The sequence below is a fragment of the Mesorhizobium sp. Primo-A genome, assembly GCF_003997175.1.
Lineage (GTDB): Bacteria > Pseudomonadota > Alphaproteobacteria > Rhizobiales > Rhizobiaceae > Mesorhizobium > Mesorhizobium ciceri.
In genome coordinates this window covers 520730-541167 of record NZ_RZTG01000001.1, presented here as the reverse complement: position 1 = coordinate 541167, position 20438 = coordinate 520730, and the positions used below count along the sequence as shown (strand labels likewise).

Genomic DNA, 20438 nt, shown 5'->3' with positions numbered 1-20438 from the left:
AACCTCAAAGCGCTCGAACGGCCTCGAGCACCTCTTCGGCATGGCCCTTGACGCGGACCTTGCGCCAGATCCTGGCGATCCGCCCGTCGCGGCCGATCAGGAACGTCGCGCGCTCGACGCCCATATACTTGCGGCCATACATCGATTTCTCGACCCACAGATGGTAGGCCTCGATCACCGTGCGCTCCTCGTCGGCGGCGAGGTCGATGGTGAGATTGTATTTCGACTTGAACTTGTCGTGCTTCTTGACGGGGTCGGGCGACAGGCCGATCACCACGGCGCCGGCCTTCTCGAACTCCGGCTTCAACTGCGAGAAGCTGATCGCCTCCTGCGTGCAGCTTGTTGTGTCGTCCTGCGGATAGAAATAGAGCACGATGGGCTTGCCGGACGATGCGGCAAGGCTGACCGATCCGCCGCCGTCCCGCGGCAGGTCAAATTGCGGCGCAAGATCGCCTACGTCGAGGTCAGCCATACCGATGCCCTTGTTTGAGGTTACGCGCGAAGCCACACCGATATAGTGTCGGACGGGGATTCGTCCACGATCGAGTTCGTACAACGGAAAATTGCGTGGATCAGGAGCGACCGCAGCACGAGAAGATCCGGTTCAGGCGTGATGAGATCACCGACCTGGGGACCTTTCCGTCCGCCTGCCGTGTGCCGCCGCTTGGTCAGGCGTCGATCGGACGCGGTTTTCGCATCCTGTCGCGACTGTTCGCCGGTCTGGTCGCTTTCGTGCTGCTGGCCGCCGTGCTCGTTTATCTGGTTGGCGCCTCCGGCATCGGAGCCGACCGGCTTCGCGCCGAGGCGGAAACGGCGCTTGAGAAACTGGCGGGCGTCGATGTCAATGTCGCGGTCGGGCCTGCCCGCATCACGCTCGACGGTTCGAGTTTCATCGCGCTTCAGGTCAGCGACGTCAGCTTGAAGACATCAGACGGCAAGCCGATGGCCGATGCCGGCCGCGTGCGCTTCGGCGTGCGTCTGTTCCCGCTGCTGTGGGGAGATGTGCGGCTGACCAGCGCCAGGATCTCGGATGCCCGCATCGTCGTGGCGGCGATGCCGTCAGGCGGCGACTGGACCGCCGGCCTGCGCAATGCGGACGGCCTCATCGATCCGGAGAAGCTGTCCGCCGCGGTGTTCGGAAACATCAACCACGCACTCGATGCCGTGCGGGAGGATTCGCTGCGTCGCATCGATCTTCGCAATGTCGAATTCGTGCTGCCCGAAACCGGAGCGATCAAGCTCGTCAAGATCACCGACGCCACCGTCGTGCAGTCGGGACCGGGCGGCATGGAGTTTTCCTCGAAGGCGGACATCGACGGCAGGACGCTTACGGTTGCCGCTACCGCCACCCGTGATATCGCGGCGCACCGGGTCACGGCGCTGGATGCGAGCGTCGATCTGGCCGACACCGGCGCGGCCGCTGCCGGCAAGTTGGGACCCGTCGCGTTGAAGCTGACGGGATCGGAAGGGTTCGGCGTGAACGCATCGCGGCTGACGGCCGCTTTGTCATCGACGGGCTCTGTCCTCGATCTCGGCACGCGAGGATTGCTGGCGGCGGACGTCGATATCAATGCGACGCTGGTTGCTGGCAGCAACAAGGTCCAGGTCGACAGATTGCTGCTGAAGACCGGCCGCTCGACATTCGATTTCGCCGGTTCGATCGGGCCGAAGCCGGCAAGCGGAGCGGTGGGTGAAGAGCCCTCCTATCGCTACGACCTGACCAGCGACGGGTCGTCGCTTGCGCCTTCGGAGTCGCCCGAGCCGGCGCTCACCTTCCTCGCCCGGATCGCCGGTGTCTACAACACGGTGAGCCACAAACTGGTGGCCGAGCAGATCGCGCTTCGGTCCGCCGGCTCGGGCGAGATGCTTGGCACCGCCGCCGTGGCGTTCGTCGACGGCAAAGTGCCGGGGATCAATCTGGCGTTCAACATCCACGACATGCAGGTCTCTCACGTCAAGCAGCTATGGCCGTGGTTTTCGGCGCGCAATGCCCGGCTGTGGGTGCTGGCAAATCTGTTCGGCGGCCGTGTCGTCGACGCCAACCTTCAGTTCCAGGTGGTGCCGGGCCGGCTGGGCAACGGCGTGCCGCTTTCGGCCGATGAGGTGTTCGGCCGCTTCCAGATCGAGGGATCGCGCTTCGACACCGCCGGCCGCATCCCTCCGATACGCGATGCGGTCGGCGTCGTCGGTTTCCACGGCAACGATGTCGATATCTCGCTGTCCTCGGGCACCGTCTACATGCCCAGCGGCCGCACCGTGGCGGCCAGCAACGGCACGCTGACGGTCAAGGCGGCCAACCGCCCGCCGGTCGTCGGCGCGCTCGACATCGATGTCGACGGCGACGCATCCGCCGTTGCCGAACTCGCATCCTACGAGCCGATCAACGCCATGCGCCATGTCGGCATTCTGCCGGAGGACCTGTCGGGCAGCGTCACCGGTCACGTCAAGGCGGATATTCCGCTGCAGTCCGGCGTCGACTCCTCGAAGCTCGATTGGCTGGTGTCGCTCGACTACACCGGCATGTCCCTGGCCAAGCCCTTCGAAGGACAGGTCGTGACGGATGCCGACGGTTCGATCACGGTCGACCCCGAGAAGGCGGTGATCTCCGCCAAGGCGTTGCTGAACGGCATTCCGGCCGAACTCGATCTGATCGAGCCGCTCAGGGATGAGGGGCCGGCGCGCAGCCGCAAGGTGGCCCTGGTGCTCGACGACAAGATCCGCGCCGCCGCCATGCCCGGCCTGAAGCCGCTGCTTGCCGGAACTGTGAAGGTGGCGATCGACAAGAACGGCAGCGGCGACCAGAACGTCTCGGCCGACCTGACCAACGCCAGGCTGGACATTCCCTGGGCGGGCTGGAGCAAGGGGGCGGGGGTGCCCGCCAACGTCACCTTCGTCATGACCAAGTCCGGCGACACCACGACGCTGTCCGATTTCAATCTCGACGGAAAGACGTTCTCCGTCGACGGCAGCATCGTGCTGGTCAATGGCGCCTTGTCGTCGGCGCGGTTCAGCAAGGTCACCTTGAACAGAGGCGACGACGTTGCTGTGTCGGTGAAGCGGTCCGGCAAGGGCTATGCGGTCGACATATCGGGCAATGCGCTCGATGCCCGCTCGCTCATCAAGCAGTTCACCTCCGACGTCGACACGGCTACCAAAACCACCGGTTCCGACGCCATCTCCGTCAGCGCCGATGTCGACCGGCTGACCGGTTTCCACGACGAGCAATTGTCCAATCTGAAGCTCGACTACAGCGCGGCCGGCTCGCGGGTGAACGGGCTGAAGGTCAGCGCCACGGCAAGTTCGGGCGCCGCCATAACCATCAGCAACACCACCGGTGCCGGCCAGCGCGCGCTCAACATGCAGTCCGCCGACGCTGGCGCCATCCTGAGATTCCTCAATATCTACGAGCATATGGAAGGCGGAACGATCACCCTGGCCCTGGCGGGGCCGAGCGACGGATCGCTGAGGGGCAAGGTCGACACCAGCAACTTTTTCGTCGTCAACGAACCGAAACTGGCCTCCATCGTCTCGACCACGCCCGCCGGCGACAACCGCAGCCTCAACCAGGCGGTCAAGGGCAAACTGGACACGTCGCGGGTGAAGTTCGAACGCGGTTACGCCGAGATCGACAAGGGCAGCGGTTACCTGAAAATCGCCAACGGTGTGCTGCGCGGACCGCGCATCGGCACCACGTTCCAGGGCACGCTCTACGACCAGAACAACAACATGGACATGACCGGCACGTTCATGCCGGTCTATGGCCTCAATCGCATCTTCGGCGAATTGCCCATCGTTGGCGCGCTGCTCGGCAATGGCCGCGACCGTGGCCTGATCGGCGTCACCTACCGGCTCAAGGGCAACGCCAACAAGCCGTTGCTGGACATCAATCCGCTGTCGGTGATCGCGCCCGGAATATTCAGGTCGATCTTCGAATATAGGTGAGCGAGTTCAGGCCGGTCGCACCAGAATGTGTTTTTTCTTTCCCAAGGAAAGCTTTACGACGTTTTCCGGACTCAAATCCTGAGGGGTCACCAGCCGGCGCTCGTCGCTCACCGGCTCGTCGTTCAGGCGCACGGCGCCGCCCTGCACATGCCGCCGCGCTTCGCCGTTCGACGCCGCCAGTCCGGCGGTGACCAGCAGCGACAGGATGCCGACGCCGGTTTCGAGCGCTGTCCTGTCGACCTCGACGGTCGGCAGCGACTCCGCGAGCGCGCCTTCCTCGAACGTCTTGCGCGCCGTATCGCTGGCTTGCTCGGCGGCCGCGCGGCCGTGCAGCAGGGCGGTGATCTCGGTGGCGAGGATCTTCTTGGCCTCATTGATCTCGGATCCGCCGAGCCGCTCGAGCCGCGCCACCTCGTCCAGCGGCAGCGTCGTGTAGAGCTTCAGGAAGCGGGCGACGTCGGCATCCTCGGTGTTGCGCCAGTACTGCCAGAATTCGTAGGGGCTCAGCATCTCCGCGTCGAGCCAGACCGCGCCCGACGCCGACTTGCCCATCTTGGCGCCCGACGAGGTGGTGAGCAGCGGCGTGGTCAGTGCATAGAGCTGCGCGTCCTCCGTGCGGCGGCCGAGATCGATGCCGTTGATGATGTTGCCCCACTGGTCGGAGCCGCCCATCTGCAGGCGGCAGCCGAGACGCTTGTAGAGCTCGACGAAATCATAGGCCTGCAGGATCATGTAGTTGAATTCGAGGAACGACAGCGACTGCTCGCGATCGAGCCGCAGCTTGACGGAATCGAAGGCCAGCATGCGGTTGACCGAAAAGTGACGACCGACATCGCGCAGGAAATTGACGTAGTTGATCTCCATCAGCCAATCGGCGTTGTTGACCATGATGGCGTCGTTGGGACCGCTGCCGAATTTGAGGTAGGGCATGAAGTTGCGGCGGATACCGGCAAGATTGTCTTCGATGTCCTGCGGGGTCAAAAGCTTGCGCGCCTCATCCTTGAACGACGGGTCGCCGATCATCGAGGTGCCGCCGCCCATCAGCGCGATCGGCCGGTGACCGGTCTGCTGCAGCCAGTGCAGCATCATGATCTGGATCAGCGAGCCGGCGTGCAGGCTCTTGGCGGTCGCGTCGAAGCCGATATAGGCTGTCACCGTCTCCTTGGCGAAGATATTGTCGAGACCGGCATCATCCGAAGTCTGGTGGATGAAACCGCGCTCGCTCATCGTGCGCAGGAAATCCGATTTGAAGGCAGGCATTTTTTCTATTCCCGAAAGCGTCCGGCCGCTGTGGCTCAGGCGTGCATGAACGCGGGCGTTTAGCATCCAAGCGCGATCAGCAAAAGTGGTTTCCGGTTTTGCGACTGATCGCGCCAGACAAAGGTCCAGCGATCAGCAAAAGTGGTTTCCGGTTTGCAGCCCGCGCGGATGGCGTTGCGAATCCTTGCTTCGTCGTTTGGGCTGGCGTATTGAGGCGCCGCGCAGGGCAGGGCCTGAGGCGCCGCGACGGGGCCATCCCGCAGATCAGATCCGGAAAGCTCCGCGATGAACAGGAACTATCTCTTTCTCTTTCTGTTCAGCGTGCTGATGACGTTCAGTGGACTGGCGAGCCTTCCACCCATCGACCGCGACGAATCCCGTTTTGTCCAGGCTACCAAGCAGATGGTCGAAACCTCCGACTATGTCGACATCCGTTTTCAGGATGCCTCGCGCTACAAGAAGCCGATCGGCATCTACTGGCTGCAATCGGCGGCCGTGGCGCTGAGCGGCGAGGGGGCGGCGGCGCCGATCTGGGTCTACCGCCTCGTCTCCATGCTTGGCATTGCCTTGGCCGTCGTCGGCATCGCCTGGACGGGCACCAAGCTGTTCGGGGCCAATGCCGGTCTCGCCGCCGGCCTGATGATGGCGGCGATCTTCGCCACCGCCTTCGAGGGCCGTGACGCCAAGACCGACGCCATGCTGCTGGCCTGCTGCGTGGCGGCGCAAGGCGCGCTCGCCCAGATCTATCTGGCAGCGCGCCGCAACGAACCGGTAGCCGCCCATCTGCCGTGGATTTTCTGGGCCGCTCAAGGCCTTGGAATTCTTATCAAGGGGCCGGTGGCTCCGCTGTTGTCGTTGCTCACGGTCGCCGCCCTGTTTGCCTTCGAGCGCGACTGGCGCTGGCTCCTGAAGCTGAAGCTCGTGCGCGGTGTCGCTCTGGTGGCGCTCATCGTGTTGCCCTGGGTTGCCCTCATCACCTGGAAGAGCGGCGGCACCTTTCTCAGCGATGCCGTCGGCAAGGACATGATGGCCAAGGTCGCCTCGGGCGAGGAATCGCACGGCCTGCCGCCCGGTTTCTACATGCTGACCTATTCCTTGTTCATGTGGCCGTTCGGCCTGATCGCGGTCGGCGCCGGGCTCCAGGCCCTCAACCGTCTGCGCGACGATCCCCGGCTGCGTTTCTGCCTCGCCTGGTATATTCCGTTCTGGCTGGTGTTCGAGCTGATCCCGACCAAGCTGCCGCACTATGTCCTGCCGGCCTATCCCGGCATGGCGCTGCTGATTGGCTGGCTGCTGACATTGTCGCCGCAGGAGGCCAATGCGCCGCTCAGGCGCTGGCAGGACTGGTTGTGGTGGTCGACCGCATTCGGTCTTGTCGTGGTCAGCCTTGGCCTGGCGGCGGTCTGCGTCGGAGCGCCGATCTATCTCACCGGCTCCTTTTCCTGGTGGAGCATCCCGGCCGCCGCGGCGGCGCTGGCGGCAGGGTATTTCGCTTTTTCGCGACAGCTGCAAGTGCCGCTCTCCCGCATCGGCGCCATCGCGGTTTGCGCCGGCATTACCTATGGGCTGTTGTTCGGCGTCATCGCGCCTTCGCTGAAGCCGATCTGGCTGAGCCCGGCGATCGAGGCGGCAGTCCAGGCCAACAGGCCTTGCGACACCACGGTGCTCGCCTCAGCGGAATATCACGAGCCGAGCCTGGTGTTCCTGGTCGGCACCAAGACCGTCCTGACCGATGTCGATGGCGTCGCCAAGCATCTGCTCGGCGATCCGGCCTGCGCGCTGGCGCTGGCACAAATCGGCGACGAGCAGAAGCTGAATGGCCTGTTGGAGGCGCAAGGCAAGTCGGCGAGCCGCGTTGCCGAGGTCGATGGCCTCAACTATTCGTCGGGAGACAAACTGTCGCTCGGCCTCTATCGTGTAAGCCAGTGACGGCTCGCCGATGCCCATGACGGCAACAATGGGGTCGAATTTCCTATGCTGGTGAAATCACGCCCGCCCGTTTCGAGCCTGCTCCTTGGCATAGGGCGCCGGTCGCTCGACAACTTTCGCGATACGATGCAGATCGCCAAAAGCCGCCTTGCCACCCGGCCGGCCAGATACCCGAATATTTTGTGGTCGGTCTGGGTGCTGGTCTGGGTCTTGCTGACGGCGTCGGCGTTTGTTCGTCTCGACACTCCGGCCGGAATGCTTCACGGCAAGTGGTCGGCGGGATTTGCCCGGACTGCCGACTTTTTCACCCAGTTCGGCCTGGGAGGCTGGTATATCATTCCCTCAGTGCTTCTGCTTGTCGCCGCGAACCTGACGGATTGGCGAAGCCTGTCGCGGCGCTCGCTGATGCTCCTCTACAACTGGACCTGCCTGGCTTTTCTGGTGCTGTGCGCCACCGGCCTGTCGGGGATCGCCGTCAATGTGCTGAAATATGCCATTGGCCGGGCTCGCCCGCTCTATTACGAGGACTTTGGCGTGCTGACCCTGCACCCCTTCGCTTTCGATGCGCGCTTCGCCGGCTTTCCGTCCGGCCATGGTACGACAATGGGCGCGGTGTTCGGGGTCGCTTTGCTGTTGTTTCCGCGGCGCTGGTACATCGCCCTGGCGATCACCGCCTGCATCGCCTCGACCCGTATCTTCGTTGGCGCGCACTATCCCAGCGACACCGTCGCCGGCTTCGGCCTTGGCTGCGGTTTCGCGCTTGCCTGCGGGCTGGTCTTTGCCCGGCTCGGCTTCATCTTCCGGCCGATGCCTTCGGGCTTGCCGGTCCGCAAGAAGACGTTTTGGCTGATTGGGCCGAGAAGGAATTTGACGGGCCGATGATGCCATGGGTAGGAAAGTCGTTGCGATAACCGGACGGCAAGGCGGGACAATGGTACGACGATCGCGAATGGTGGTAGGAGCGCTGCTGGCGGCATTTGTTGCTGGCGGAGAGATGGCGAACGCCTCGCCCTTCGTTGACACGAAGGAGGGGCAAGTCCAGGTCGACCATATGACCCTGCAGGAATTGCAGGCGGCTGCGCTAACGGGGTCGGCCGACGCGCAGAACCGGCTTGGCGTCGTTTTTCTGCTGGGACTCGGAGTTAAAGCGGATTTCGTCAAGGCTTTCGAATGGTTCCAAAAAGCGGCCGAGAAAGGGCACCCCGACGCGGAGACTTGGTTGGGCAATCTTTATGGAACCGGTCGAGGAGTAACACTCGATCGGCAGAAATCTCTGTTTTGGACAAGGAAGGCCGCAGAGCGCGGTTACAGCCGCGCAGAATATAATTTGGGAGTGAATTTCCTAGAGGGGACACTCACCGCCACGAACTACACCGAAGCCATCGCGTGGTTCAGGCGGGCTGCGGAACATGGCGACGTGTTGGCCAATCACAATCTTGGCCTATTGCTTTTGACAGGACGCGGAACTCCCAGTTCACCGCCAAATCTGAGAATTGAAGTCGACAAGGTACAGGCGCTGAAGTCGATTGCGTTCTCCGCCGAGAGTGGATTTGCGGACTCTCAAGCGGCTCTTGCTGCCATGTATTTCGAGGGGAACGGCGTAACGCAGAGCTATTCTGAAGCGGCCAGATGGTACCTATTGGCCGCGGAGCAGGGCTCAGCGTATGCACAAACGATGCTGTCCGCCATGTACCTTACTGGGCATGGTGTAACCGCCAACCAAGACACTGCCGTGAAATGGCTGAAGAAAGCGGCAGCAAACGGGAATGCTGCGGCTCAGGAACAGTTGGGCCAGAGTTATGGCGGCGGATTCTACGGACTGCCGCAGGATTTCATGCAAGCGATCGAGTGGACGACAAAGGCGGCGGACCAAGGAAACGCGGAAGCACAAAACACTCTTGGAGTAGCCTATCTTAAAGGTCTTGGAGTGCCGTCCGAGCGAGAGGTGGCTCATGATTGGTTTAAAAGGGCCGCCGCACAAGGTAATGCTCATGCAATTTACAACATAGACAAATATTTTAATAAAGATAAGGTTTTTACAGGGCAATGACCCGATTTCTATTTGGCCGGGCTGGGCTTCACCAAGGCTCGGCTTCATCAGTGCTCATTGGCGCGCCTTAATTTCCTTCGCGAACGGTGATGGGCCGGACCGACAGACCTCAAAAGACCGTAGTGTCTGCTTATTGATCGTCCCAGCGCGAACCATGTCACTGACCGCGCTATGGTCCTCAAAGGCGTCGCTCTGAAATTCCCGCTTGGTCGTCATGACCAACCTCCAAGCTACATTCCGCCAATTCAGCTAGACGCCGTCCAGGCCGCCATAGGATCTGACCAATCCGGCCATGTCGGGCGACCGGTGGTCCTCGTGTTCGAGCCCTTGCGCAACGCCGACGCGATCGGCGACCGGCCGGTTCTGGCTGACCTTCCACTTGCCGTGGATTTCGCTGATCTCGATTTCCAGCCCGATAATGCCCTTGATCTGCGACTGGATGAAGGGCTCCGGCGCATCGGTCACCGCCCAGGGCGCGGCGCGGGCGCCTTCCTGGGAGACGGTCAGATCGGCGATCTGCTGCGCCAGCCAGTCCTGATCATCCATCACCTTGACGGTGCCGCGAACCTGCACGATGGCATAATTCCAGGTCGGCACCACCTTGCCGGTCTCGCGCTTGGTCTCGTACCAGGACGGCGTCACATAGGCATCGCTGCCCTGGAAGACGATCAGTACGGTTGACGCCGGATTGTCGGCCAACAGGCGCCATTGCGGGTTGGCCCGCGCCAGATGGGCGCGCAGCCTGCCGTTCGGCCCGATTTCCGCGTCGAGCAGGAACGGGATGGCGTTGGCGACCGGCCCATCGGGTCCGTTGGAAATCAACAGGCCCAGCGGATGCGTCCGGATCAGCCCGTGCAGGATTTCCGGCCGCGTTTCCCTGAAATGAGGAGGTTCGTACATCGCCGTCCCTGCTTTCTTTGCTTATCTCAGCCGCTTCGGCCGCGGATCCGACAATTCGCCGGCCAGCCGGCGGTCGAGATAGTCGGCGCATTCCTCGAGCAGCAGGTCGGCATCGTTGGAGAAGAAATGGTTGGCGCCGGGCAACGTCTTTTGGGTGATGGTGATGCCCTTCTGCGTGTGCAGCTTGTCGACCAGGCCCTGCACATCCTTCGGCGGCGCCACCTTGTCGGCATCGCCATGGATGATCAGGCCCGATGACGGGCAGGGCGCCAGGAACGAGAAATCATAGGTGTTGGGCTGCGGCGCGATCGAGATGAAGCCTTCGATCTCGGGCCGGCGCATCAGAAGCTGCATGCCGATCCAGGATCCGAACGAGTAGCCGGCGACCCAGCAGCTCTTGGAATCGGGATGCAGCGACTGCACCCAATCCAGCGCCGCGGCAGCGTCCGACAACTCGCCGGTGCCGTGGTCGAATTCGCCCTGACTGCGGCCGATGCCGCGGAAATTGAAGCGAAGCGTGGTGAAGTCCCGCTTCTGGAACATGTAGAAGAGGTCGTAGACGATCTTGTTGTTCATCGTGCCGCCGAATTGCGGGTGCGGGTGCAGGACGATGGCAATCGGCGCGCTCTTTTCCTTGGAAGGCTGGTAGCGACCCTCCAGGCGGCCGGCAGGACCGGTGAAAATGACCTCAGGCATAAAATACTCCACTAGGTAATACGAATGCGCGGTGCCTGGAACGTTTCCTCTGGCCTTGACGCAGGGCGAGCGTCTTCTTAGAAGCTAGTTTAGAATTGTTCAAAACTGAGTGGCAAGACATCGAGCCCGGCCACCCGCGCCGCAAGCCGCGTAAATAGGACGGCTCGCCTTGGAATTTCAAGGAAATAACGCCATACGACGGCGGAATGGCTTCTGACGGGACTTGACGGACGAAAATGGCCGCAAAACGCGCCTATCTCGACTACAATGCCAGTGCGCCGCTGCTTGCCGCGGCCCGCGAAGCTATGGTCGCGGCGCTCGATGTCGCCGCCAATCCGTCATCGGTTCACGCCGAGGGGCGGGCGGCCCGCCGTCTGATCGAGACCGCAAGGCGTGACGTGGCGGCGCTCGTCAACGCCAAGCCCGAGCACGTCGTGTTCACCTCCGGTGCCACGGAAGCAGCCTCGACGCTGCTGTCACCCGACTGGCAGATGGGGCGCGGCACGGTGCGCATGAGCCGGCTTTACGTGTCGGAGGCCGATCATCCCTGCCTGTTGAACGGCGGACATTTCCCGGCAGTGCAGGTAAACCGGATCGGCGTCGACGCCAACGGTATCGCCGATCTCGACGCTTTGGCGGCAGCGCTCAGTGGTCATGACAAGAGCGAAGGCCTGCCGCTGGTTGCCATCCACGCCGCCAACAACGAGACCGGCGTCATCCAGCCGATCGATCGCATCGCCGGGATCGTCAAGGCGGCGGGCGGCATCCTCATGGTCGACGCCGTGCAGGCCGCCGGGCGTGTTTCGATCGATCTATCAGCGGGTTACGCCGATTATCTGATTCTGTCCTCGCACAAGATCGGTGGTCCCAAGGGCGTCGGCGCCATCGTCGCGGCTTCGGATCTGATGATGCCGAAGCCGTTGATCAATGGCGGCGGTCAGGAAAAGGGCCATCGCGGCGGGACTGAAAACCTCGCTGCCATTGCCGGTTTTGGCGCGGCCGCCCGCGAGGCCCTGGCCGGATTGCCGGCCATAGATGCGGTGCGCCGGCGCCGCGACGAGATCGAGGCCATCGTGAAAACGCTGGTGCCGGACGCGGAAATCTTCGGAACCGGTGCGCCAAGGCTTGCCAATACGGCATTCTTCGCTATTGCGGGCGTCAAAGCCGAAACCGCGCAGATCGCCTTCGACCTGGCCGGCGTAGCGCTGTCGGCCGGCTCTGCCTGTTCGTCCGGCAAGGTCGGACCGAGCCATGTGCTGAAAGCCATGGGATACGGTGACAGCCTTGGCGCCTTGCGCGTGTCGATCGGTCCGGCGACGGGCGCGGAAGACATCGAGTTGTTTCGCGTTGCGCTGACGGGAATCGCCGCGCGTCGGGCGGATAGAGAAAAAGCCGCGTGAGCGGTTGGGGCATCGGACCGAAAAGCGCGTAGCGATTTTCGGGAAAATCCGATGCTTGACGAAAATGATTTGGGCCATTCGGCCTGGTAGAGCCGTGCGTTTCATGCTGGCCGGGTGAATTTCCGGTCGAAGCGCACTATATGAAACTTACGCTGCCGCAAGCGCCTTTTTGGGGTTCGTTTTGGCGGTGCCATAGTTTGAAAACTGTCGGGCCTTGACCCCGGCGTGGATGGAGAACGCATATGCCTGCTGTGCAGGACACGATCGATCGGGTCCGAAAGATCGACGTCGACCAATATAAATATGGATTCCAGACCGAAATCGCGATGGATAAGGCCCCCAAAGGCCTCAGCGAAGACATTATCCGTTTCATTTCGGCCAAGAAGGACGAACCGTCCTGGATGCTGGAATGGCGTCTGGAAGCCTATCGCCGTTGGCTGACGCTTGACGAGCCGACCTGGGCGCGCGTCCACTATCCCAAGATCGATTTCCAGGACATCTACTTCTACGCGGCGCCCAAGAGCACGCCCGGCCCGACCTCGCTCAGCGATGTCGATCCCGAACTCTTGAAGGTCTACGAGAAGCTCGGTATTCCGCTGCGCGAGCAGGAAATCCTCGCCGGCGTGCAGAAGACCGACGCCTCGGAACTCGAGGAAGTCAGCGACAATGTCTACAAATCGGGCCGCGTCGCCGTCGACGCCGTGTTCGATTCCGTTTCCGTCGTCACCACCTTCAAGAAGGAGCTGGCGCAGGCCGGCGTCATCTTCTGCTCGATCTCGGAAGCCATCCGCGAGCATCCCGAACTGGTGAAGAAGTATCTCGGCTCGGTTGTGCCGACCTCCGACAATTATTACGCCACGCTGAATTCGGCCGTGTTCACCGACGGCTCGTTCGTCTTCGTGCCCAAGGGCGTGCGCTGCCCGATGGAGCTGTCGACCTATTTCCGCATGAACGAGAAGAACACCGGCCAGTTCGAGCGCACGCTGATCATCGCCGAGGAGGGGGCTTACGTCTCCTATCTCGAAGGCTGCACGGCGCCGCAGCGCGATGAGAACCAGCTGCATGCCGCCGTCGTCGAACTGGTGGCGCTCGACGATGCCGAGATCAAATATTCGACGGTGCAGAACTGGTATCCCGGAGACGCCGAGGGCAAGGGTGGCATCTACAATTTCGTCACCAAGCGCGGCGACTGCCGTGGCGATCGCTCGAAGATCTCGTGGACGCAGGTCGAGACCGGCTCGGCGATCACCTGGAAATATCCGAGCTGCATCCTGCGCGGCGACGATTCCTCGGGCGAGTTCTATTCGATCGCTGTCTCGAACGGTTATCAGCAGGTCGACAGCGGCACCAAGATGATCCACCTCGGCAAGAACACGTCGAGCCGCATCATCTCCAAAGGCATCGCCGCCGGCTTCTCGCAGAACACCTATCGCGGCCAGGTCTCGGCGCACCGCAAGGCGACCAACGCCCGCAACTTCACCAACTGCGATTCCCTGCTGATCGGCGACCAGTGCGGCGCGCACACCGTGCCCTACATGGAAGCCAAGAATTCGACGGCGCAGTTCGAGCACGAAGCGACCACGTCGAAGATTTCCGAGGACCAGAAATTCTACGTCATGCAGCGCGGTATCCCTGAAGAGGAGGCGATCGCGCTGATCGTCAACGGCTTCGTCAAGGACGTCATCCAGCAACTGCCGATGGAATTCGCTGTCGAGGCGCAGAAGCTGATCGGTATCTCGCTTGAGGGCTCGGTCGGCTGACCGGACAGATATTCAGGAAACGAAAAAATGCTTGAAATCAGAAACCTGCACGCCCGCATCGTCGATGACGGCACCGAAATCATCCGCGGTCTGAACCTGACGGTGAAAGCCGGCGAGGTTGCCGCGATCATGGGGCCGAACGGCTCGGGCAAATCGACGCTGTCCTACATCCTCGCCGGTCGCGAGGACTATGAGGTGACCGAGGGCGACATCCTCTACAACGGCCAGTCGATCCTCGAAATGGATCCGGCCGAGCGCGCCACGTCAGGCATCTTCCTCGCCTTCCAGTATCCGATGGAGATACCGGGCGTCGCCACCATGGAATTCCTGAAAGTGGCGATGAACGAGCAGCGCAAGGCGCGCGGCGAGGAGCCGCTGAAGATCCCGGAATTTTTGAAGCGCGTGAAGGAAGCCGCCGCCTCGCTCAGCATGGAGATGGCGATGCTGAAGCGGCCGCTTAATGTCGGCTTTTCCGGCGGCGAGAAGAAGCGGGCGGAGATCCTGCAGATGAAATTGCTGGAGCCGAAATTGTGCGTGCTCGACGAGACCGATTCCGGCCTCGACATCGATGCGCTGAAGATCGTTTCCGACGGCGTCAACGCGCTGCGCGCGCCGGACCGGGCGTTCCTGGTCATCACCCACTACCAGCGCCTGCTTGAGCACATCGTGCCCGACACCGTGCATGTGCTCTACAAGGGGCAGGTCATCAAGTCAGGCGACAAGTCGCTGGCGCTCGACCTGGAAGCCAATGGCTATGCCGGCGTGATCGGCGAAGCAGCGTGAGATGCCAGAGGTAATACCGATGAACATGCACGCACAACCGCAGCGGACACCGGCCGAGACAGCGTTGATCGACGCGTTCGGCGACCGGCTGTCGCTGCTGCCGGGCGACGGCGCGGTGATGCTGAAGCGCGACGACGCCATCGAGACGATCAAGCACGGCCTGCCGACGCGGCGCGTCGAATCCTGGCACTATACCGACTTGCGCCGGTTGCTGAATACCGTGCCGGACTTCGACCCTGCCGCCATGGCCAAGGCCATTGCGCCGATCGTTGACGGTTCCACTGTGGTGTCGATCCTGAACGGCAAGTCCGACGCCAAAGTGCCGGTTCTTGAAGGCGTCTCTTTCCAGCGCCTGTCGGAAAAGCTGGTCGACGGCAGCGCAGCACCTGGGCTCGACCCCTATGGCAGCGACGACGCCATCGGCGCGCTGAACACGGCTTTCGTCGCCGACGGATATTTTGTCGACATCGCCGATGGCGTGGAACTCGAAAAGCCGGTCGAGCTGCAGAACCTGCAGGCCGGCGGCCAGACCCATGTGCGCCTGCCAGTGCGTGTCGGCGCCGGCGCCAAGGCCGTCATCGTCGAACGGCAGACAGGTGACGGCGCTGCCCTGGGCAGCTCGGTCAGCCAGCTCGTGCTCGGCGAAGGCGCCGAGGTGACGTGGCTGATTGTCCAGGAACAGCCGGAAACGGCGACGCATCTGGCCCAGTTCAAGGCCCATATCGGCAAGAATGCCAAGCTGACGTTGTTCGTCATGAACGCCGGCGGCAAGCTCGTGCGCCAGGAGATCATGGTCAGGACGACTGGCGAAGGCGCCGATTTCAAGCTGCGCGGCATCAACCTCTTGGCCGGCGACACCCATACCGACGTGACCATGGTTCTCGACCACGCCGTGCCGCACACGACCTCGACGGAGATCATCCGCAACGTGGTGACGGGCAAGGCGCGCGGCGTGTTTCAGGGCCGCATCAACGTCCATCAATATGCGCAGAAGACCAACGCCAAGATGGCATGCAACACGCTGTTGCTGTCGGACGACGGCGAGTTCTCGACCAAGCCGGAGCTTGAAATCTTCGCCGACGACGTGATTTGCGGCCATGGCGCGACGGTCACCGAGATCGACCACGATCATCTGTTCTACCTGATGGCGCGCGGCGTCGACGAGAAAAGCGCGCGGGGGCTGCTCGTGAAGGCCTTCGTCGCCGAGGTGATCGAGGAACTGGACGACGAGGCGATCGTCGAAGCGCTGGAAGCGCGGCTCGACGGCTGGTTCGTGGCACACGGCTAATTGGATGGGGTCCGGCAAAGCCACCCCTCATCCGTCTTGGCGCTACGCGCCAATCCACCTTCTCCCACAAGGGGAGAAGGTAAAGCGCTAGACCTTCTCCCCTTGTGGGAGAAGGTGGCCGAGCGAAGCTCGGTCGGATGAGGGGTGTTGGAAGGATCTCGGCCTTGGCCGGCAAGGACTTTGAAATGGACCAGAAACTCGAAAACATTCCCTACGACGTCGAAGCGATCCGCCGCGATTTCCCGATCCTGTCGCGGGAAGTCTATGGCAAGAAGCTGGTCTATCTCGACAATGGCGCCTCGGCACAGAAGCCGCAGGCGGTGCTCGACGCTGTCCAGCACGCCTACAGCCAGGAATATGCCAACGTCCATCGTGGCCTGCATTTCCTGTCCAATGCCGCGACCGACGCCTACGAAAAGGCGCGCGAAACGGTACGCCGTTTCCTCAACGCGCCAAGCACCGACAACATCATCTTCACCTCGAACACGACCTCGGCCATCAACACCGTGGCCTATGGCTATGGCATGCCCAACATCGGCGAGGGCGACGAGATCGTGCTGTCGATCATGGAGCACCACTCCAACATCGTTCCCTGGCATTTTATCCGCGAGCGGCAGGGCGCCAAGCTGGTCTGGGTGCCGGTCGACGATCTCGGCGTCCTCCACATCGAGGAATTCGAAAAACGGCTGACCGACCGCACCAAACTGGTCGCCGTCACGCAGATGTCGAATGCGCTGGGCACGGTGACGCCGATCAAGGAAATCGTGCGCATCGCGCATGCGCGTGGAATTCCCGTCCTCGTCGACGGCAGCCAGAGCGCCGTGCATATGCCGATCGATGTGCAGGATCTCGACTGCGACTTCTTCGTCTTCACCGGGCACAAGGTTTATGGCCCTTCGGGCATCGGGGTGCTCTACGGCAAGAAGGACATTCTCCAGGGCATGCGCCCCTTCATGGGCGGTGGCGAGATGATCGAGGAGGTGACGGAAGACATCGTCACCTACAACGAGCCGCCGCATCGTTTCGAAGCCGGCACGCCGCCGATCGTGCAGGCGATCGGACTGGGTGCCGCGCTCGACTATATGGAAACGATCGGCCGCGAGCGCATCGCCGCGCATGAGGAAGACCTCAAGACTTATGCGCATGAGCGGCTGCGCGCCATCAATTCGCTGCGCATCTTCGGCGATGCGCCCGGCAAGGGCGCCATCATCTCGTTCGAACTGCAAGGCATTCATGCGCACGACGTGTCGATGGTGATAGACAGGCAGGGCGTTGCTGTCCGCGCGGGCACCCATTGCGCCCAGCCGCTGTTGAAACGTTTCGGCGTAACCTCCACATGCAGGGCATCGTTCGGCATGTATAATACCAGGGCCGAAGTCGACGCTTTGGCCGAGGCGCTTGAGAAAGCGCGCAAATTCTTCGGATGACGATTTTTTTGGGTGACGACCATGGATGATGCAAGCATCGCTGCCGAGACCACTCCGGAAACCGCGCCCAATGCGCTGGTTTCGGGATCGGCCATTCCAGCCGACGAACTGGCGCGGTTGACCGACGACATCGTATCGGCGCTGAAGACGGTCTACGATCCGGAAATCCCGGCCGATATCTACGAACTCGGCCTCATCTACAAGATCGACATCGAGGACAATCGCTCGGTCAAGATCGACATGACGCTGACCGCTCCCGGCTGCCCTGTCGCCGGCGAAATGCCCGGCTGGGTCGAAAATGCCGTCGGCGCCGTCGAAGGCGTGTCCGGCGTCGAGGTCAACATGACCTTCGACCCGCCATGGTCGGCCGACCGCATGTCGGAAGAGGCGCAGGTGGCGGTGGGCTGGTACTAGCGTCAAGCCTGGCACACTTGCGCGAGGGATAAAACTTCACCATTTTAGGTGAGGAATCATTCGGCAGGCCTTGAACCTGCATGGAATGGAAGGAAAAAGAATGGGACGCTTCGCCGTCATCACCATGACCGAAAAGGCCGCCGACCGGGTGCGCGAGATCGTCGCCACCCGCGACAACGCGCATGGCATCCGCCTCGGCATCAAGAAGGGCGGCTGCGCCGGCATGGAATATACGGTCGATCTGGTGACCGAGCCCAACACCAAGGACGACCATATCGAGCGCGACGGCGCTCATGTCTATGTCGCGCCCGAGGCCGCGCTATTCCTGTTCGGCACCGAGATGGATTTCGAGCAGACGACGCTGCGCACCGGCTTCACCTTCCACAACCCGAACCAGAGCTCGGCCTGCGGCTGCGGCGAATCCGTCGAACTGAAGCCGGCCGACCTGAAGGCACTGGCAGAGGCACGCGCTTCGGCCTGATTTTTTCCTTCGCCCCGTTTACGCGGAGAAAGTGTCACGAAGTGACGGATGAGGGGCAGCGCCAGCCTCTCCAGAGTTAGCTCCGCCCAGCCTGCCGGCGTACGTCGTTAGAAAATCCAAGCAATTGGCTTTTCGTTCGCTGCGCGGATCACTCCTCACCTCCCCGTAAACGGGGCGAAGAAACTCACTCCACCCACATGCCCGTCCGCTTGTGCCAATCGGCGATCGATTCCTCGGGATAGACGTCGAAGACCTTGTCGTGCTTGCCAACCACCGGCTCGACCCAGTTCGCCTTGTATTTCAGCATCAGGTGCACCTTGCTCTGTGGGATGGGCAGGTCGCTGTCGATCGCCGAGGCGAAGGGATGCACAAGCTCCGGCCAGGTTGGATCGTAGAGCCAAAGGGCTGAGCCGCATTTCTTGCAGAAATTGCGCTCGCCGGTTGAGATTTCGCAATGCGGATGCTCGTCGTCCTCGATCTCCGCCCGAAAGACGCCGAGGCTGCGCTTGCCCCTGATGTTCAGTGTCTCGTTGTCGGCACCGAGATTGATGGCAAACCCGCCGCCGCCCTGCTGCTTGCGGCAGATCGAGCAGTAGCACAGCATGAATGGCGCCGGCGTGTGGCTCTCCACCTCGAAACGCACGGCATTGCAGCGACAGGACCCTTTCAGCAGAAGCGGCATGGCGGGAAAACTCCGATACCTCTCTCAACCTGTCAGCATGATTTTGGTTGCGGCGATGACAAGGCCAGATGCCGGTGACATGATCGCGGCATGGACAATGAACGCATCGCCGAACTGTTCGAGGGTCTCGGCCCTGTCAGCATCCGCAAACTGTTCGGCGGCAAGGGCATCTATTTCGACGGCGTCATCGTCGCCATCGTGTTGCGTGGCGAATTGATGCTGAAAGCCGACGAGCAAAGCGCGCCCGAGTTCGAGGCCGCCGGCTGCACGCAATGGACCTATACCGGCTCGCGCCACGGCAAGCTGGTCGCCATGCCCTACTGGAGCGTTCCCGACAGCGCTTTCGATGATCCCGAGGAGATGGCGGCCTGGGCACGCCGGGCGTATGAGGCGGGGCGGCGGGCGGGGAAGTGAATGCCAACCTTCTTGGCACAGCGGAGGGACAGCACCCCCCTCTGTCCCGCCGACCTTGGAGGCCGTGCCCTACAATGCCCTGGCTATCCTCGCCGCCAACCTTGCATTGTTTTCCACCAGCGCGATGTTGGTCTTCAGGCTCCTGCCGCCGGTCAGTTCGAGGATCTTTCCCAGCAGGAATGGCGTCACTGCCTTGCCGGTGACATGTTGTGCCTCGGCGGCCTTCTGCGCGGCGTCGATATAGCCCGCCATCTCCGCAGCCGGGATTTCCTGGTTTTCCGGCACAGGATTGGCAATCAGCATGCCGCCAGCAAGCCCAAGTGCTGCCCTCGTCTGGTAGAAATGCGCGATCTCTTCCGGCTCGTGCAAGGTCAGCGGCGCGCGGAACGGCGATTGCCTGGACCAGAAGGCCGGCATCGTCTCGCAGCCATGGCCGATCACCGGCACGCCGCGCGTCTCCAGCACTTCCAGCGTCTTTTCGATGTCGAGGATCGCCTTGGCGCCGGCCGAGACGACAATCACCGGGGTGCGCGCCAGCTCGTCGAGATCGGCGGAAATGTCAAAGCTCTTTTCGGCGCCCTTGTGCACGCCGCCGATGCCGCCGGTGGCAAACACTTTTATGCCGACCATATGCGCCGCGATCATCGTGGCGGCGACCGTGGTGCCGCCGGTGCGCCCTTGCGCCACGGCAAAACCGAGATCGGCGCGCGACAGCTTCATCGCGTCGCCCGTCATCGCCAGCGATTCGCGCTCGCCGTCCGAAAGCCCGATCTTGATGCGGCCGCCAACCACGGCGATCGTCGCCGGCACGGCGCCGCCATCGCTGATGATCTTTTCGACATCGGCCGCCATGGCGCCATTGTCGGGGTAGGGCATGCCATGGGTGATGATGGTGCTTTCCAGCACCACCACCGGCCGGCCGTCGGCCAGGGCCTGCGCCACCGGCGCGTGGATGTCGATGAAGGGGCGGGCGGTCTCAGGGGTCATCAAGGTCTCCTATCCGGAATGCGGC

Annotated in this window: 18 protein-coding genes; 12 read left to right on the top strand and 6 right to left on the bottom strand. The window is 62.4% G+C overall.

Going from position 1 to position 20438, the window contains the following annotated elements:
• Nucleotides 1-4: 4 nt before the first annotated feature.
• Nucleotides 5-472, bottom strand: coding sequence for a peroxiredoxin (locus tag EOC83_RS02615; RefSeq protein ID WP_063167801.1), 468 nt, complete (start codon nucleotides 470-472; stop codon nucleotides 5-7).
• 95 nt (nucleotides 473-567) lie between these two features.
• Here EOC83_RS02615 and EOC83_RS02610 point away from each other — a divergent pair, with 95 nt between their 5' ends.
• Complete coding sequence (locus tag EOC83_RS02610) at nucleotides 568-3942, top strand: DUF3971 domain-containing protein (protein WP_063167802.1); 3375 nt, start codon at nucleotides 568-570, stop codon at nucleotides 3940-3942.
• A gap of 6 nt (nucleotides 3943-3948) precedes the next feature.
• Here EOC83_RS02610 and tyrS read toward each other — a convergent pair whose 3' ends face one another.
• Complete coding sequence (gene tyrS, locus EOC83_RS02605; RefSeq protein WP_063167803.1) at nucleotides 3949-5202, bottom strand: tyrosine--tRNA ligase; 1254 nt, start codon at nucleotides 5200-5202, stop codon at nucleotides 3949-3951.
• A gap of 285 nt (nucleotides 5203-5487) precedes the next feature.
• On the opposite strand from tyrS, the gene EOC83_RS02600 reads away from it, so the two are divergent.
• The 3 genes from EOC83_RS02600 to EOC83_RS02590 all read left to right on the top strand — a co-directional run bounded on the left by EOC83_RS02600 (nucleotide 5488) and on the right by EOC83_RS02590 (nucleotide 9181).
• Nucleotides 5488-7131, top strand: coding sequence for a glycosyltransferase family 39 protein (locus EOC83_RS02600; RefSeq protein ID WP_063167804.1), 1644 nt, complete (start codon nucleotides 5488-5490; stop codon nucleotides 7129-7131).
• 45 nt (nucleotides 7132-7176) lie between these two features.
• Nucleotides 7177-8013, top strand: a complete 837-nt coding sequence (locus tag EOC83_RS02595) for a phosphatase PAP2 family protein (protein ID WP_063167805.1) — start codon at nucleotides 7177-7179, stop codon at nucleotides 8011-8013.
• A 67-nt stretch (nucleotides 8014-8080) separates the two neighbouring features.
• On the top strand, nucleotides 8081-9181 hold the full coding sequence (locus EOC83_RS02590; RefSeq protein WP_063167806.1) for an SEL1-like repeat protein: 1101 nt from the start codon (nucleotides 8081-8083) through the stop codon (nucleotides 9179-9181).
• A gap of 249 nt (nucleotides 9182-9430) precedes the next feature.
• Here EOC83_RS02590 and EOC83_RS02585 read toward each other — a convergent pair whose 3' ends face one another.
• Both EOC83_RS02585 and EOC83_RS02580 read right to left on the bottom strand, forming a co-directional pair.
• Nucleotides 9431-10081: an FMN-binding negative transcriptional regulator gene (locus EOC83_RS02585; protein ID WP_063167807.1), complete on the bottom strand. Its 651-nt coding sequence runs from the start codon at nucleotides 10079-10081 to the stop codon at nucleotides 9431-9433.
• Between the two features lie 21 nt (nucleotides 10082-10102).
• Nucleotides 10103-10777: an alpha/beta hydrolase gene (locus EOC83_RS02580; RefSeq protein WP_013532163.1), complete on the bottom strand. Its 675-nt coding sequence runs from the start codon at nucleotides 10775-10777 to the stop codon at nucleotides 10103-10105.
• Between the two features lie 236 nt (nucleotides 10778-11013).
• On the opposite strand from EOC83_RS02580, the gene EOC83_RS02575 reads away from it, so the two are divergent.
• The 7 genes from EOC83_RS02575 (at nucleotide 11014) to sufA (ending at nucleotide 18330) form a co-directional block, all read left to right on the top strand.
• Nucleotides 11014-12177: a cysteine desulfurase family protein gene (locus EOC83_RS02575; RefSeq protein WP_063167808.1), complete on the top strand. Its 1164-nt coding sequence runs from the start codon at nucleotides 11014-11016 to the stop codon at nucleotides 12175-12177.
• A gap of 242 nt (nucleotides 12178-12419) precedes the next feature.
• A complete protein-coding gene (gene sufB, locus EOC83_RS02570; protein WP_013532161.1) occupies nucleotides 12420-13937 on the top strand; it encodes a Fe-S cluster assembly protein SufB in 1518 nt (505 codons plus the stop codon).
• Between the two features lie 27 nt (nucleotides 13938-13964).
• The gene (sufC, locus tag EOC83_RS02565; RefSeq protein ID WP_013532160.1) at nucleotides 13965-14720 is read left to right on the top strand and encodes a Fe-S cluster assembly ATPase SufC; all 756 of its coding nucleotides are present in this window, start codon (nucleotides 13965-13967) and stop codon (nucleotides 14718-14720) included.
• A 19-nt stretch (nucleotides 14721-14739) separates the two neighbouring features.
• Complete coding sequence (gene sufD / locus EOC83_RS02560) at nucleotides 14740-16008, top strand: Fe-S cluster assembly protein SufD (RefSeq protein WP_063167809.1); 1269 nt, start codon at nucleotides 14740-14742, stop codon at nucleotides 16006-16008.
• A 185-nt stretch (nucleotides 16009-16193) separates the two neighbouring features.
• Entirely contained in the window at nucleotides 16194-17435 is a 1242-nt protein-coding gene (locus tag EOC83_RS02555; RefSeq protein WP_063170212.1) for a cysteine desulfurase, read from the top strand.
• A 21-nt stretch (nucleotides 17436-17456) separates the two neighbouring features.
• A complete protein-coding gene (locus tag EOC83_RS02550; protein WP_013532157.1) occupies nucleotides 17457-17849 on the top strand; it encodes an SUF system Fe-S cluster assembly protein in 393 nt (130 codons plus the stop codon).
• 100 nt (nucleotides 17850-17949) lie between these two features.
• Nucleotides 17950-18330: a Fe-S cluster assembly scaffold SufA gene (gene sufA / locus EOC83_RS02545; RefSeq protein ID WP_013532156.1), complete on the top strand. Its 381-nt coding sequence runs from the start codon at nucleotides 17950-17952 to the stop codon at nucleotides 18328-18330.
• A gap of 184 nt (nucleotides 18331-18514) precedes the next feature.
• On the opposite strand, the gene EOC83_RS02540 is transcribed toward sufA, so the two are convergent.
• Nucleotides 18515-19012: a GFA family protein gene (locus EOC83_RS02540; RefSeq protein ID WP_013532155.1), complete on the bottom strand. Its 498-nt coding sequence runs from the start codon at nucleotides 19010-19012 to the stop codon at nucleotides 18515-18517.
• A gap of 90 nt (nucleotides 19013-19102) precedes the next feature.
• Here EOC83_RS02540 and EOC83_RS02535 point away from each other — a divergent pair, with 90 nt between their 5' ends.
• Entirely contained in the window at nucleotides 19103-19426 is a 324-nt protein-coding gene (locus EOC83_RS02535; RefSeq protein WP_063167810.1) for a TfoX/Sxy family protein, read from the top strand.
• A 69-nt stretch (nucleotides 19427-19495) separates the two neighbouring features.
• On the opposite strand, the gene EOC83_RS02530 is transcribed toward EOC83_RS02535, so the two are convergent.
• Complete coding sequence (locus EOC83_RS02530; protein ID WP_063167811.1) at nucleotides 19496-20413, bottom strand: pseudouridine-5'-phosphate glycosidase; 918 nt, start codon at nucleotides 20411-20413, stop codon at nucleotides 19496-19498.
• Nucleotides 20414-20438: the final 25 nt, after the last annotated feature.